We start from the raw sequence: 15,424 nt of genomic DNA on the forward strand, positions 1-15,424 counted from the left end.
ATCTTACGCGGATACTTCCAGATCCACGCACCGCTGTAGAAATCAGACGAGCTTCGTTTTCATGGGTTTATCCTTCTCAGGTGCGGCCTTCGGGGCCACAGAATGGTGGCGAGCAACAGAGTGTAGGTCAAAGCTAACGCGATATAGACAATGCGGGTGGCGAAGCTTTCCGCAGCACTGCCAGGCAGGGGCGACACACCGAGCCCGAACAGGATAAGGAAAATCGTCAGAGCACCGGCAAACATCGGCGCCTCCTTGGTACGAGCTGCTGCCCGACCTCCCAGAAAGAGGGCAACGACAAGGACAATCAGAAAGATCGAGAACAGGCTGGGGCGAAGCGTGAGGATCGCATAAGCTAAAGATGCGAGGACGCCGCCGAATAGATTGACCATTATAAGCCCAACAGCTGCCCGCGTGCTTGCGGCGACGTCGAGCTGGCCGAGTAAGGATGCAACGGTGATCGGAATGACCGCCGCGGCCGTCAGATTGTCGCTCGTCAGGCAGATCACGACAGATGCCAGCAGGATCAGTGTATTTGCCAATGCTCTCAGCAGAGCCGGCGGCTGGTCGAAGGATGGCGCGGCACTTCCGTCCAGAACTACCGGTTCGGGAAAGATCGCATGGGCGAGCCACGTCAAAAGCGTGCCCGACAACACGCCACCAACGAGAATCGAGAGGATGGAATTGGCCAACTCATCGTTCAAAATACCGAGCAGCGGAACGATGATCGCGACCACCAACACCAGAAAGACCGCAGGCCCGCCCTTTCCCGACGTCTGTAAGGCAAAACACAGGAAATAGGTTAGCCCCAGAAGCAGGAGAAAGGGAACAGGACGATTGCCGAGGCTGCTGGTCAAGATCATCATCGCCATTCCCGCGACCAGAATGACGAGCGCCGCGCCAAGTGTCTTGGCAAGCGGCATCGGTCGAGAGCTTCCCAGCAGAAATTGCGCGGCGAAAAGCGGCCCGAGGAACGGAACAAAGGCCCCCCAATACACCGCCAGCACAAAGCCGATCGAAACCGCAAGAGTGACCCGCAATCCTTTTCGTTTCTGCTCGGCGGCGGTGCTGTCAGTTGACATAGGTGAGCACCGACATGATACGGATCCAGAGTGATCCCCAAGCATTGGTGACCGGATTGTTACCGGTATAGATGATGACGGTCGCCTGCGAACCGTAGCGCACGCCGCCCTTGGGTCTTTGAGCTTCATCTATATTGAGACGGACCGGAAACCGCTGCGCTTCCTTGACCCAGCCGCTGTCACTGCGCATGGTTGGCAACCCGGTGCTCGGATCCGTGCTCCCTTGCGAGACACCGAAGCCGACGCTTTCTACCGTGGCAGGGAACAGTCGGCCTGGAAGGGCATCAAAAAGGATTTCCGCCCTGTTGCCGACGACGACATTTTCGAGGCTGTTCTCCTTGAACGCGGCATTGATCCAGATGGTGCCCACATCGATAAAGGTCATGGCCGGTTGGCCGGCTGGCAAGACCTTGCCACTGGTGAGCTGAAGGTTTGTCACGACCCCGGACGAAGGCGCCCGCACTGTGGTATGCATCAGGTCCAGCCTGGCCTTCTCCAATCCAGCAAGAGCTGCGCGCAGTTGCGGATTGTCGTTTCCGGAAGGGCCGAGCTGCTCGCGGGCCTTGGTGAGATCAGCCTGCGCACCGGAAACCGAGGCCTCTGCCTGATCGAAAGCAGATTTGGCGGCGTCGAAACGGGCTTTTGAAAACACGCCGTTTTTGAGGAGTTCGGAGGCCCTGGCATATTGGTCGCGAAGGTTGTCCCTGTCGGCACGGATCTGGACAAGCTTTGCTTGGGCGGCATCCACCGCAGCGGTCGATGCGCCGATTGACTGGCCGACACTGGCCAGACCGGCCTCCGCCTCGTTCACGGCGAGTTGGTAGCGCTGGGGATCAATTCGGAACAGGATCTGGTCGGCCTCCACCCGCGTATTGTCGTTAACGCCCACTTCCACGACGCGACCTGTGACTTCAGGCGCTATACCAACGACATACGCCTGGACCTGCGCTTGAGATGTTGATGGTGTCCGCCGCTCCATGAAGATTGACAGCACGAACAGGACCAGCGCCAGACAAACGACAGCGAAAGCGATCCTCCGCAGGGGATTGCGGGGTGGCGGGGTAGTTACAGGCTCGTGTGATATCTCGGAAGCCACGATCTCGTTCCTTCGAAGTTAACTGCCCATCCGGCGGAATTACACCGGGCGCGGACCAGGTGAGCGATGAAGAGAGACAACGGTGGCTCGGGCGAGAGCATCTTCAATCTCTCTGCCAAGGGCCGCCAACAATTCCCTGTATTCGGCCACACGGTCATCTCGGACTGGATCGGAAGAAGCCGCCTCCCATCTTGCCAACTCCGTCTGGGCTTCGGCAAAATCCTGGCAGATTTCACAGAATATGACGTCGCGCGACGCAAGCTCGTTGATGGCCTGAACTCTTGTGGGAAACCGCAGCCTGACCGCAGCCACACCTTCATCCATTGTCCTCTCCCACCCTCACAGCGTCACGGCGACGCCGAATGCCTCGATGGCATATTCTTTGATGAAGCGCGGCTCGTGCAGTATGTTACCGTAATATACGCTGGTGCGGTCAGCTTACCGGGGTCGGATTGCAGCACCGTCAAGGTCTCGCATGTTTTAACACGGCTAGCGAGCGGGCGAGAAAGACGACGGTTACGGGGCCGCGTGTGATTGTCTCTGGCAACTTCCACACTTTCACGCATTCAGATGACGGCATCGTCCGCCGGATGCCCGTAACATACCCGATGTTACGGGAAAACAGCCCGTCATTCGCATAGGTTTTTTGTGCGCCGACGTGGCGAGGACAAAGCTGTGACATATGGCGGCGGGCGATCTGGTGAACGGCAACGATACAAGGGACCTCCGTAACGGACGCTTTCCATATCGAATGGGAAGGCTCCCTTTTTGTGTGATGTTCGCAGCTCTCGTTGGTTGCGGCGGCCACGCGAAAAACGTTCTTGTCCCTGTTGCCGATAGCGCCCCCACATCCACCAAGGTGGACATGCTGATCACAACAACGCGTAGTCGCTCCGCGAACAAAGGCGAGATGTTTACGGGTGAACGCGCAAGGGATGCGGCCTTCGCGGAGATCACCGTGTCCATCCCTCCGGGAAATGTCCGCAAGATTGGTAATGTTGCCTGGCCGAAAAGGATTCCTCCCAATCCAGCCACTGATTTTGCGACGTTAAAGGCACAGGAAATCAGCCGCGACGATGCCCGGAAATGGCTGAGCGCTTCCGTCAGAAAGAGCCGTGACGGCAGCGTGCTGGTCTTCATTCACGGCTTCAACAATCGATTTGAAGACTCGGTCTATCGCTTTGCCCAAATCGTCCAGGATTCCGGCGTAGCGAGCGCTCCCGTACTGGTCACCTGGCCGTCGCGCGGAAGCCTACTTGCGTACGGCTACGACCGCGAGAGCACCAACTATACGCGCAATGCCCTGGAGTTGCTTTTTCAATATCTGGCCAGGGATAAGCAGGTGAAGGAAGTTTCGATCCTTGCTCATTCCATGGGTAACTGGCTCGCGCTCGAGGCGCTTCGTCAAATGGCCATTCGCAATGGAAGCCTTCCGGCCAAGTTCAAGAATGTGATGCTCGCATCTCCCGACGTCGACGTCGACGTCTTCCGGCAACAGATCGCCGACATGGGCAAAAAGCATCCGAAATTCACTTTATTTGTCTCCCGGGATGATCGGGCATTGGCCGTGTCCCGCCGAGTGTGGGGCAACGTCGCGAGGCTTGGCGCTATCGACCCTGAGCAGCCTCCCTACAAGAGTGAATTGGCCGAAAGCCAGATCTCGGTAATCGACCTCACCATGATCAAAGCCGGGGACAGCCTCAACCACGGGAAGTTCGCGGAGTCGCCAGAGATCGTCCGGCTGATTGGAGCCCGGATTTCTGATGGACAGACTTTGACGGACAGCAAGATTGGCCTTGGAGATACGATCCTTGCAGCAACAACCGGCACGGCAGCGGCAGTGGGCAGTACCGCAGGGCTGATCCTTGCCGCTCCGGTTGCCGTCGTCGATGCCGACACCAGAGACAATTATGCCGGGGGCGTTCAGTCCCTTCTTGGTTCAGGTGGCACGACACGGAAATCATCGCACTGCAACACACCGAACACTTCGACTGAAGCATGTCATCACTAGCGGGTCGAGCGTCCTTCGGAAGGGCGCCGAGGTACCACAACAGGGACAGACAATGGTAATGCGCCTGAAATTTTTGCTGATGAAAATATCTCGCACGTCTATTGCGGCGATGCTCATCCTTTTCGTTGGCATCTCAGCCGTAGCAGCGCAAATGCCTGACGCGCCCGCTCCGGCGGAACAACCACCCAATGTCCAGCACTTCATCACCCTAATGTCGGATCCCGATGTTCAGAAATGGTTGCAGCACGTTGCTCGTGGAGCGAATCCTGAAGCGCCGCCTTCGACCAGCGCAGAGGCGGGTCCCTCGTTTGCCGCATCGACAATGCGTTTCCGCGCCCATGCCGCCGCAATGGTCGACGCTGCACATTCTTTTCCGTCCGAAGCAATGCGTGGCGCCGCTTTACTTGAGCAGGACATCAAGACGATTGGCGGGACCCGGCCCATCGTGCTGGTGGTCGCGTTTGTTGTCGCAGGACTTGCCGCTCAATGGGTATTTTGGTGGATCAGTGCTGGCTGGCGGTCATGGATGGCGGAAGCCTCGTTCACGACCGTTTGGCACAGGATTATTGCCATAACCGCCCGGCTGCTCTGGGCGGCTTTTTACGTGCTGTCGTTCGGGCTGGGCAGCATCGGTTTCTTCCTGCTTTTTGAGTGGCCACCGATCGTTAGGGAAATCGTCGTCGGCTTCCTGTTCGCTGTCGTCATTTACCGCCTCGCCAGCGCAGTACTGGATGTGTTTTTGGCGCCACGCTCGAACGAGAAAGGCCATTTCCGCGTGGTTCCGATCTCTGACGAGACGGCAGGTCACTGGGCAAAACGACTGAGCTATCTCGTGGGTTGGTACGCCTTTGGCTGGGTGACCATTCGGCTTCTCGGTACGCTTGGCCTATCGATCCCGGCGCGGCAGCTCGCGGCCTACTTCCTGGGTTTCATTCTTCTCGGCATTGCTATCGAGGCCATATGGCGACGCCCGCCTCATTCCTCCACGTTACAGGGCAGCCGGATTGGATTGAATGGTCGCAACTGGCTTTGGACTGCCTATTTAACCGGTATCTGGTTGCTCTGGGTGGCGGGCGCGACGACGCTTTTCTGGACTATGGTCGTCTGCGCCGCATTGCCAGGCGCGATCGTTCTTACCAAAGCATCTATAAACAACATTCTGCGCCGCTCCGGCGCTGAAGAGGATGGTCATAAACGTGTCACAGTGGTTTCGGTTGTCGTCGAGCGTGGGATAAGGGCAGCCCTGATCGTTGCAGCCATCCTCTTCCTCGCCGATGTCATGGACGTTCGACTGACCGAGATGACGATGCAGGATTCACCCGCGCTACGGCTCTTACGTGGAGTGCTAAGCGCCGGCATCATTCTCCTCGTCGTCGATCTGGCATGGAATGTCGTTAAAGTGCTGATCGATCGGAAAATGGGAGACACGGAAGCCGCGCTTGAGATTGGAAGCGAGCGGGAGCGGCGGCGTACCCGTTTGAGAACTCTTCTACCGATCCTGCGCAACTTCGTCATGATCCTTTTTGCAGCGATTGCGATCATGATGGCCCTGTCTTCACTCGGAATCGAGATCGGACCATTGATCGCCGGTGCTGGCGTCGTAGGCGTCGCCATTGGCTTTGGTGCGCAGACCGTCGTCAAGGACATCATCAGCGGCATGTTCTATCTACTCGACGATGCATTCCGGATTGGTGAATACATTCAGAGCGGCAGTTACAAAGGAACCGTCGAGGCGTTCAGTCTCCGCTCGGTCAAGCTTAGGCACCACAGGGGCCCGATATTCATCGTCCCATTCAGTGAACTGGGTGCCGTCCAGAACATGAGCCGCGACTGGTCAGTGGTCAAATTCCTGCTGTCCGTGTCCTACGAATCCGACGTCGCCCAGGTCAAGGCAATCACCAAAGCCGTGGGCAAAGCCCTGTACGATGACCCCGAATTCCAGCCGTTCATTATTGAGAACCTCAAAATGAAAGGCGTCGAAGAGATCACAGACATTGGAATAAAATTGAGCTTTGGGATGACGTTGAAACCTACCCAACTGCAATCGGCCATCCGTCGCAGAGCTTATGCAATGCTGCGGGAAGCATTCAACGCCCAAGGCATCAAGATCGCCGTTCCGACCGTGCAAGTCGCAGGCGGAAAGGAAGAGGGTCTTGCTGCCGCTGCCCAACAGGCGCTGGCAAAACACAACGCCGTGACCGTGCCCGGGCCAGCTTGATCACGAAGTGAACCAGGCGAAACGCCATCAAAGATCACAAGGAGGATATGAAATGAAAACCTCAAAAATCGTATCACACCTACTCAGCCTGATCGCCGTGCTGATGCTGATCAGCATACCGGTTCTTTTACCCTCGACCGCTGAAGCCCGTCGTGGGGCTGCAGCCTGCGGCCCCCGAGGCTGCGGTGTGGCGGCGTGCGGACCGCGCGGTTGCGCTGCTGCCGGACGTCGTCATGCACCCGCATATCGCCCCGCCCATCGGCCTGCGGCCCCGGCCTACCGGCCAGCGCGGCGCGGCGTTGTCGTTGTTGCTCCCCGCCGCTACTGGCGGCCGGGCGCCGCGATAGCTGCAGGCGCAGCCATTGGCGTCGTCACCGGTGCAGCAGCTGTCGCACTGGCTGGTACACCGCCGCAGCCCGGCCAGTGCTGGTATTACACGTCTCCGGCCAAAACGACCGGCTTCTGGGACGTTTGCCCGCACTGAAACTGCTTGGCTGGGACAATCATGCTGCTCGCGCACGCGCAGATCATCAACGAAGGGGATCTTCCATGGACTTCAACACCATCGACGCCACGCTTGTCGGAAAGCTTCTTCTTTTGCTTTTGATCGGCATGGGTCCAAAAATTGCCCTCGTGCCGTTTCTTGAGAAAACCCATAGTTTCGACACCGCGACCAAAGTGCGCATCGGCCGCCAGATGGTACTGACAGCACTCGTCACAGCACTGATCCTCTTTGCGACCGGCGCGCTTCTGATGCGACTTCTCCACATAACCGGCGGCGCCGTCGCTGTGGCAGGTGGCATCATCCTTGCGCTCATAGCGATCAAGATGGCATCCGGACCGACGGAAAAGCCGCATGACGAGCTTGCCGATCCGATCGATCCGGACAAACTCGCAGTGTTCCCGCTTGCGGTTCCCTATTTGCTCAACCCCGTCGGCATAACCGTCATAATCCTGGCGTCTGGCGAAGTTGTCTCAGTCGCCAGCGCGGTAGTTGTCGCTGTTCTGATCCTGATTGTCGCTGCTTTCGACTATGTCGTTTTTACCAATACCGACAAGCTGTCCAAACACATGAAGCCAGCGAGCATGGTCGTCTCAGAGGTCGTGTTCGGGATTTTGCTGACCGCTGTCGCAGTCCAGCTGATTGTCAGTGGGCTAGGGCGTCTAGGGATCATTGCGCCGGCGGTGGGCCATTGACCCATAGGGCGCAGCCTCTCCAGGCGGCTCGAAGGGAATGCGCATGATGACTGATCGAAGGAAAAATGCTCTCGCTTACGGATCACTCATCGTGCTCCAGTCCCTGGCGGTCGCATTCCTGCTCCGGGTTATCTTCCCGATCTTTTACGCCGTCGTCACCCATCTTGGCGAACGCCAACAAGTGCCCGTGTCGACATTGCTCACAATCCTTGCGGTTGCGCTGCTTTTACAGGCAAGCTACTGGACAAGAATGCGTTGGGTCGAGGTCCGCGCACCGTTCCACTCCATATTCGTATCTCACCTCTTATCGTTTGCCGCACGCCTGGCCTTCCTGTTCGGAGGCGTCCTGTTCTCAACGATCTTCTTTCGACACTTGCCGGAATCCAACACGCTGCCTCCGCTTGGTCACACGGTTCTGCAGGGGGCTTTGATCCTGTTGGTACTGTTCAGTTTTTTTTGCTACTCCGTCGAACTTGAACGCCTTGCGAAGGCGATCGAAGATCCAGCTGAGACATAAATTGCCTCCGGTTACAGCTCAGCAATGTGGTGTTGGCCGCCGCTGTCGAAGCCGACTTGGCGGTGGAACCGATGTCCATATCGCGTTCCATCCAGGCTACCGAATAGCGCCGCGCGGATGAAGGGTAGTTAGACATCGCTCGGTGGAGCAAAGAGGGTGTGTGCGTATTCTCGATGCTCAGGCGAACACGCGGAAGAATTTTGATCCCATGATTTTAGATTTGCGAGTGTTTTCAGCTCTCCTCTATGTTGCCACCGGACAAGGAAACTGACATCATCGTTTTGCAGGCTTCAACGGGCCGCTGATATTCCATGAGCAGGGTAGCTCTCGACCGGAAACGGGCGGGAGCTTTTTTATTTTTTGGTGGGCGATGATGCATTCAGAAAGCTGGCGGGTCGGTGTGCTGTTCTCCGAGACGGGTGTGACCGGAGCCGTCGAAAAAACCCAGAGGTTCGCGACCTTGCTGGCGATTGACGAAATCAATGCGGCTGGCGGCGTCCTTGGCCGGATGATCGAGCCTGTCGCCTATGACCCTAAATCGACGCCCAATCTCTATAAGGAACTTGCGGTCAAGCTTTGCGACGAGGATCGGGTCCGGGTCGTTTTCGGTTGCCATATGTCTAGCACCCGCAAAGCCGTACTGCCCGTCATCGAAGCTCGAGATGCCCTGCTATTCTATCCGACACTGTATGAGGGGTTTGAATACTCTCGGCACTGCATCTACACCGGGGCCGCACCCAACCAAAACTCCGTGCAGCTGGTCGACTTCCTCACCAAGCATTATGGAAAGCGGGTTTTCCTTGTGGGTTCGAACTACGTCTACCCTTACGAATCCAACCGGACGATCAGCGATCTCTTTCTTCAGCTGGGCGGTCAGGTGCTGGACGAAATATATGTTCCTCTCAACCTAAAACCCGAAGATGTCGCCAAAATCATCCGGCATATTCGCGCGGCACGGCCGGATGTCATCTACTCGACAATCGTCGGCGACGGTATCATTCCCTTCTACACGGCGTTCAAAGAGGCGGGTTTTGATTCAGCGACGATGCCAATCGCCAGTCAGTCGACAAGCGAGGCCGACGTGATCCGGATGCGGCCGGAAGTGGCCGAGGGGCATATCACCGCGGCCCCGTTTTTCGCCTCCCTGGATACGCCTCGCGCGCGTGCCTTCGTCTTGGCTTACCAACAGCGATACGGCCAGCAGATGCTGCCGACCGCGCCGGCCGAAGCGGCCTATTTCCAGGTCTATCTCTATGCGGGAGCTTTGCAGCGGGCCGGTGGCGACGGGCTGGAGCAGCTTCTTCCAGCCCTTTACGAGGTCGAGTACGACGCTCCGCAGGGCGCTGTGAAGATAGACCGGCTGACGAACCACACCCATCTGTGGCCAAGGGTTGCAAAAGTAAATGCGCAAGGCAGCTATGACATCGTCCATGACCCGTCGCTGCGCGTGGCGCCAGATCCCTTCATGCGAGAATATCGCCCGGATCTGACGCAGCCGTTCCCACATCGTGTTCAGGTCTGAGAAGGAGCGACGATGTCTTTCGCCCTTCTTAGAGATTTGCGGGACCTCAAGGTTCTGGTGATTCATCCCCGGACATCCGAAGGAGAGTTTCTCGTTGATCACCTGCGCCGTATCGGTTGTACGGTCAGTTGCCTCTGGCCGGTCCCTGCCGAGTTGCCACACGGCACGGATGTCGTCTTTCTTGCCATGGAAGACGAGGCGCGACCGGAAATCGAACGCCTGCTGAAGTGCCTCCCTAATCCCGCTCCGACCATGCTCGCCATCGTCGGTTACGAAAATCCCTCCACATTGCAGATCGTTCTGGAAAGCGGCGCGCTTGCCATTGTCGAGAGACCGATCAAACCGTTCGGCCTGCTGACAAATCTCGCCATAGCGCGCAGTCTCTGGCTTGAGCGCCAAAGGCTCGTCAAGGAAGCCCGTAAATATAAGCGCAAGGTCTTGGGAGACCAGAAGCTTGCCCGGGCAAAGGCCATTCTCATGGCCAATCGCGGCACGAGCGAGAATGAGGCGTATCGTGAAATGCGCGAGCAAGCGATGGCTCGGCGGGTCCCAATCGATGAAATCGCCAATTCGATTATCAACGCCGAACAGCTCTTGCGCCCTTCCCAAAAACATGATTAGTTTTTGATGTGTTCCAGATGAACACCTCCGGCACATCCCTTCGTTTCGCGAAGCCATGTGCCGCTGTTGCACGCGGCGCAGCCGTGATGCGATGATGGCAAGGGTGCCCGCAGGCTGTGAAAAGCCTCGCGGGTTTTTTGTTATCTGCTGACAGTGAAGTCGGCCTTCCAGTATTTTTTCGGCATGAAAGCCTCGCCGTAGAGCCGGGCAGTGCCGTCGCGTGCGCCAATCAAAAAAAGGGGAACCAAGATGGTGTTCAACAGACGTGACTTTCTGAAAACCGCAGCCACCGCTTCCGCCGCACTCGCCTTGCCGACGCTGGGCGGCCGGGCCTTTGCAGCCGATGCTATAAAGGTCGGTGCGCTCTACTCCCAGACGGGCGGGCTTTCTGTCGCCGAGAAGCTTCTCGCCAACGGTGTCATGATGGCCGTGGCCGAAATCAACGCAGCCGGCGGCGTTCTTGGCCGCCAGGTGGAAGTCGTCGTCGAAGACGGCGCTTCCGATCCGAAGACCTTCAGCGAAAAAGCATCGAAACTGATCCTCAAGGACAAGATTTCCACCATCTTCGGCTGCCACACCTCTGCCAGCCGCAAGGCCGTGCTGCCGATCTTCGAACGGCGCGGCGCGATGCTGTTCTACCAGACGCACTATGAGGGCTTTGAGTGCTCGCGCAACGTCGTCTATTCCGGCGCCGTTCCAAACCAGCAGCTCTCCAACTACATTCCCTGGATTGTCGAGAAACTGGGCAAGAAGAAGTTCTTCATCGTTGGCTCCAACTATGTCTATCCGCGCGAGATGGCCAAGGTTTCCAAGAAACTGATCGAGGCGGCGGGCGCAGAATGGGTGGCGGACGAATATCTGGAACTTGGACACTCCGAATGGGCTGTCATGGTCAGCAAGATCAAGGAATCGGGCGCCGACGTGGTTCTTTCCAACGTGGTTGGCGACTCGATCATCGCCTTCTACCGCGAGTTCAAGAACCAGGGCCTCTCGCAGGAGGTCATCCCGATCTGCGCGACAGTGACCTCCGAAATCGAGATCGCCGCCATGGGCGCCGAATATGCGGCGGGCAGCTACACATCATTTCCATATTTTATGTCGATCGAAACGCCGGCCAACAAGAGCTTCATCGAACGCTTCAGGACCTTCGTCAACGATCCGAAGGCAGTGACATACCATTCGCTCGAGGCCGCCTATTTCCAGGTATTCCTGTGGAAGCAGGCAGTGGAGAAATCCGGCGATCTGTCCGCCGATGCTATCCGGGCCGGCATTCGTGGCCAGACCTATGACGCGCCCGGCGGCAAGGTGACCACCGACCCCGACAACCTGCATTGCTGGCTGACGCCGCGTATCGGCCAATGGCAGCCGGATGGACAAAGCAAGGTCGTGAACGCCTACCCGTCACCGATCAAGCCGCTGCCCTATTCGGCCTATGGCGAGACGGAAAGCAATCTTTTCTGCACCAGCAACGGTCTCGACGCAGCAAAGCTCAAGGGCTGACCCCTCTTTCCGCGTCCTCCCGCCAGCCATGCCTGGCGGGATCATGTCTCGGCAAGGCGGATCTGCGTTTTTTCCTCTGCTCGGTGCCAACCCGATTTTGGGGCAGGCAAGGAGCAGGACAAAGTCTGATCCGCCCTTCTCACGAACGGTGGCGTTATGCTCGACATTCTCTTTATCGGCCTCAGTCTCGGCTCAATCCTTCTTCTGGTGGCACTCGGTCTTGCCATCACCTACGGCGCCATGGGCGTCATCAACATGGCCCACGGCGAAATGGTCATGATCGGTGCCTACGTCGCCGTCCTCTCGGGCATCTGGCTGAAAACAGGCCTTCTGTTCGCAATTCCCTTAGCTTTTGTCGTGACCGCCCTGCTCGGCCTGGTGATCGAGCGGGTGGTGGTGCGCAGGCTTTACGGCCGCCTGCTCGACACGCTTCTTGCCACCTGGGGCATTGCCATCCTTTTGCAGCAGGCCGTAAGGCTCGAATTCGGCCTCAGCTTTTTCGGCATTCATATCGAGGGCCTGGGAGCCGGACTGCAAAACGTCGCCGTGCCTTCGTATCTGCAGGGCACCTTCAGGTTCGCCGGCGCCGACATCAACGCGTATCGCACCTTCATCATCGCGGTGACGGCCACGTTGACGCTGGCGACATGGTTCATTCTCTACCGGACGACAGCGGGCATGCAGGTGCGCGCCATCATCCGTAATCCAAAAATGGCCGCCGCTTGCGGCATCGATGTGAAACGCATCAATGCCCTGACTTTCGCCTTCGGTTCCGGCCTTGCGGGCGTCGCCGGCGTAATGATGTCCGGCTTCAAGACCGTTTTCCCCGACATGGGCACGACGATGGTCGTTGACGGTTTCATGGTCGTGGTGACCGGCGGGGTCGGCAGCCTTTTCGGCACGGCCCTGTCGTCAGGGCTTCTGGGCGAAATCAATGCGCTGGTGGCGATTGGAACGAACGACATTCTGGCGCGCGCCGTCGTCTTCGGGGTCGTCATCCTCGTCATTCTCGTCAAGCCCAGCGGGCTATTCTCGTTCAAGGGGCGCTAACATGAGCATCGAACGAAAATTCCAGATCGCCGCCTATGTGCTTTTCATCGCGGTGATTTTTGCAGCGCCGGTTTTCGGTGACGAATTCTGGCTGAACCGCATTTCGAAATATCTGGTCTACGGCATGCTCGGCGTCGCCATTGCGCTCACATGGGGATATGCCGGCATTCTCAATCTCGGCCAAGGGCTGTTTTTTGGCCTGGGCGCCTACATGCTCGCCATGTCGCTGAAACTGTCGAGCCTGACCAGTCTGCAACAGGGCTCCGACAGGCCGGTTCCGGATTTCATGCTGTGGAATGCCGAGCCCGGCGCGCCGACGGAACTTTGCTGTATCAACAAGGGCTCCTTCCTCTGGCTTCCGTTTCAGAGCCAGTCCGTGGGTCTCGTGCTTGGCATCGTGCTTCCCGTCGTGATCGCCGGGGCACTCGGCATGCTGGTTTTCCGCAAGCGTATTTCCGGTGTCTTTGTCTCGATCATCACCCTGGCGCTTGTTCTGCTTGTGCGTCTCGTCATGGTCGATGCGCAACCGGTGACGAACGGTTTCAACGGCCTGACCGATCTTGGCTGGCTGACGATCGGCGGCATCGAATTCGACCCCTACAGCCGGGCAACCTATTATCTGTGCGCCGCATGCCTGTCCCTGACGCTCATCGGCGCGCGTCTCATCGTGGAGACCCGTGCAGGTATGATCCTACAGGCGATCCGCGACGATCAGCTTCGCGCCCGCTATCTTGGCTTCGACGTCTCTCTTTACCAGGTATTCTTCTTTGTCATTTCTGCAGGCATCGCCGGCGTTGCCGGCATGCTCTATGTGGTCGTCGCGGAGTTCGCCTCGCCGACCTTCATGGACCTGTCTTTCTCGGTGACGATGGTCGTCTGGGCTGCCGTCGGCGGCCGCTCCTCCCTGCTCGGCGCCTGCATCGGCGCGATCCTGATCAACATGATCGAGGCCGAGGTCAGCGAGACCGAAGCGCTGGTCGAGGCCTGGAAAGCGATCATCGGCCTCATCTTCGTCCTTGTCGTCCTGTTCATGCCGCGGGGCCTTGGCGGCGTCGCGCACGATGTGCTGCGGCAGTTTATCCGCCGTGTCAAACCAGGCCCGGCATCCTCATCGTTACAGCAACAAAGCGAGGCATTGTAATATGAGTGCAATCGCATTGACCATCGACGGTCTCAGCGTCGATTTTGGCGGATTCAGAGCCGTCAACAATGTCAGCATTACCGTTCGCGATGGCGAGTTGCGTGTGTTGCTCGGCGCAAATGGCGCCGGAAAGACAACTTTGATGGACCTGGTCAGCGGCAAGACCCGCAGCACAAAAGGCAGGGTCTTCGTCTACGACACAGACATCACCAACTGGCCGGAACACAAGATCGCCCGCGCCGGGATCGGTCGAAAATTCCAGATCCCCAGCATTTTTCGCGATCTCACCGTGCGGCAGAATCTGGAGGTCGCCAATTGCCGCAATCCATCGGTGTTTGCCAATCTCCGGTTTGGATTTTCACGCGCCGAAGCCAAACGCGTCGATGAGGTACTCGCCCTCACCGGCCTCGAAGCGGAGGAGAATGTGACTGCGGCTTATCTCAGTCATGGCCAGACGCAATGGCTGGAACTGGGCATGCTCATCGTCCAGGATCCCAAGGTTGTTCTGCTGGACGAGCCGACGGCGGGCATGACCCAGGCCGAAACCCGCAAGACGGCCCAGATCATCAAAAATCTCAAAGGCCGCCACACCATCCTCGTCGTCGAGCACGACATGGGGTTCGTCCGTGAAATCGCCGAACGCATCACCGTTCTGCATCTGGGAGAGGTGCTCGCCGAAGGAAGCGTCGGGGATATCGAGAGCAATCCGAAGGTCCGCGAGGCCTATCTCGGTTCGAAAGGAATATCCTGATGCTGACATTGAAAAACGTACACAGCTACTACGGCCGCAGCCATATCCTGCACGGCGTCACGCTTGATATCCCGGCGGGAAAGGTAACCAGCATTCTTGGCCGCAACGGTACCGGCAAGACGACCCTGTTGAAAACCCTGATGGCGCTGACCGACCGTATGACGGGCGAGATGCATCTGCAGGGGAAAGACATAGGCTCATCTTCGACGCATATGAGGGCACGGGCCGGGATCGCCTACGTCCCCCAGGGCCGGGAGATCATTCCCGATTTCACCATCCGCGAGAACATCCTGATGGGCGCCTTTGCGCGCACCGATCGCAAACGCGAAATTCCGGCACTGGTGCCGGAGCTTTTTCCATATCTGATGGCCAACCTTGATCGGCCCGGCGGTGTGCTTTCGGGCGGCCAGCAACAGCAGCTCGCCATCGCCCGCGCACTGGCCGCGGATCCGAAGGTACTGCTTCTCGATGAACCCAATGAAGGCATCCAGCCCTCGATCGTCGAGGAGATTGAAAAGATCATCATCCGGCTCAATCGCGAGATCGGCATGACGATCATCCTCGTCGAGCAGAACGTTGCATTTGCGCGGCATGCCTCTCACCACTTCGCCATGCTGGAGAAGGGAGGTGTGGTCGCGGCCGGCGCCATCGACGCGCTCTCCGACGCGCTGGTTCATAGGCATATGGCTGTTTGAAAAGACGCATCCTTTCATAAGAC

Annotated in this window: 15 protein-coding genes; 12 read left to right on the forward strand and 3 right to left on the reverse strand. The window is 58.0% G+C overall.

All coding sequences use genetic code 11. The annotated features are described in order from the left end of the window. Positions 1-59: 59 nt before the first annotated feature. The 3 genes from ACQZ45_RS21080 to ACQZ45_RS21090 are packed head-to-tail and all read right to left on the reverse strand — an operon-like array spanning position 60 to position 2,502. Entirely contained in the window at positions 60-1,082 is a 1,023-nt protein-coding gene (locus tag ACQZ45_RS21080; RefSeq protein WP_448742535.1) for a DUF2955 domain-containing protein, read from the reverse strand. Continuing rightward, complete coding sequence (locus ACQZ45_RS21085) at positions 1,072-2,178, reverse strand: HlyD family secretion protein (RefSeq protein WP_035252442.1); 1,107 nt, start codon at positions 2,176-2,178, stop codon at positions 1,072-1,074. Before ACQZ45_RS21085 ends, ACQZ45_RS21080 begins: the two co-directional genes overlap by 11 nt. Positions 2,179-2,217: 39 nt before the next feature. After that, a complete protein-coding gene (locus ACQZ45_RS21090; RefSeq protein WP_035200796.1) occupies positions 2,218-2,502 on the reverse strand; it encodes a hypothetical protein in 285 nt (94 codons plus the stop codon). A gap of 427 nt (positions 2,503-2,929) precedes the next feature. Between ACQZ45_RS21090 and ACQZ45_RS21095 the strand changes: the two genes are divergently transcribed. From ACQZ45_RS21095 to urtE, 12 genes are all read left to right on the forward strand, one after another. Beyond that, positions 2,930-4,189 (forward strand): alpha/beta hydrolase, encoded by a 1,260-nt coding sequence (locus ACQZ45_RS21095; RefSeq protein WP_035201433.1) that lies wholly within the window; start codon positions 2,930-2,932, stop codon positions 4,187-4,189. A gap of 52 nt (positions 4,190-4,241) precedes the next feature. Next, on the forward strand, positions 4,242-6,407 hold the full coding sequence (locus ACQZ45_RS21100) for a mechanosensitive ion channel family protein (protein ID WP_013637557.1): 2,166 nt from the start codon (positions 4,242-4,244) through the stop codon (positions 6,405-6,407). A 52-nt stretch (positions 6,408-6,459) separates the two neighbouring features. Next, on the forward strand, positions 6,460-6,891 hold the full coding sequence (locus ACQZ45_RS21105; RefSeq protein ID WP_013637556.1) for a hypothetical protein: 432 nt from the start codon (positions 6,460-6,462) through the stop codon (positions 6,889-6,891). Positions 6,892-6,956: 65 nt separating this feature from the next. Then, the gene (locus ACQZ45_RS21110) at positions 6,957-7,604 is read left to right on the forward strand and encodes a MarC family protein (RefSeq protein ID WP_003516981.1); all 648 of its coding nucleotides are present in this window, start codon (positions 6,957-6,959) and stop codon (positions 7,602-7,604) included. A 43-nt stretch (positions 7,605-7,647) separates the two neighbouring features. Continuing rightward, positions 7,648-8,121 (forward strand): hypothetical protein, encoded by a 474-nt coding sequence (locus ACQZ45_RS21115; protein ID WP_013637555.1) that lies wholly within the window; start codon positions 7,648-7,650, stop codon positions 8,119-8,121. Positions 8,122-8,491: 370 nt separating this feature from the next. Next, the gene (locus ACQZ45_RS21120) at positions 8,492-9,643 is read left to right on the forward strand and encodes a transporter substrate-binding domain-containing protein (RefSeq protein ID WP_013637554.1); all 1,152 of its coding nucleotides are present in this window, start codon (positions 8,492-8,494) and stop codon (positions 9,641-9,643) included. 12 nt (positions 9,644-9,655) lie between these two features. Further along, positions 9,656-10,264, forward strand: a complete 609-nt coding sequence (locus tag ACQZ45_RS21125; RefSeq protein WP_003516987.1) for an ANTAR domain-containing response regulator — start codon at positions 9,656-9,658, stop codon at positions 10,262-10,264. Between the two features lie 249 nt (positions 10,265-10,513). Beyond that, positions 10,514-11,764: a transporter substrate-binding domain-containing protein gene (locus ACQZ45_RS21130; protein ID WP_112153450.1), complete on the forward strand. Its 1,251-nt coding sequence runs from the start codon at positions 10,514-10,516 to the stop codon at positions 11,762-11,764. A 156-nt stretch (positions 11,765-11,920) separates the two neighbouring features. Next, entirely contained in the window at positions 11,921-12,814 is an 894-nt protein-coding gene (gene urtB, locus ACQZ45_RS21135) for an urea ABC transporter permease subunit UrtB (protein ID WP_013637552.1), read from the forward strand. A gap of 1 nt (position 12,815) precedes the next feature. Beyond that, the gene (gene urtC / locus ACQZ45_RS21140; RefSeq protein ID WP_013637551.1) at positions 12,816-13,955 is read left to right on the forward strand and encodes an urea ABC transporter permease subunit UrtC; all 1,140 of its coding nucleotides are present in this window, start codon (positions 12,816-12,818) and stop codon (positions 13,953-13,955) included. Position 13,956: 1 nt separating this feature from the next. Continuing rightward, positions 13,957-14,706: an urea ABC transporter ATP-binding protein UrtD gene (gene urtD, locus ACQZ45_RS21145; RefSeq protein ID WP_013637550.1), complete on the forward strand. Its 750-nt coding sequence runs from the start codon at positions 13,957-13,959 to the stop codon at positions 14,704-14,706. After that, positions 14,706-15,401: an urea ABC transporter ATP-binding subunit UrtE gene (urtE, locus tag ACQZ45_RS21150; RefSeq protein WP_003516996.1), complete on the forward strand. Its 696-nt coding sequence runs from the start codon at positions 14,706-14,708 to the stop codon at positions 15,399-15,401. The genes urtD and urtE overlap by 1 nt, the downstream gene beginning before the upstream one ends. Positions 15,402-15,424 lie beyond the last annotated feature (23 nt).

The organism is Agrobacterium sp. 16-2014-1-2a (genome assembly GCF_053522705.1).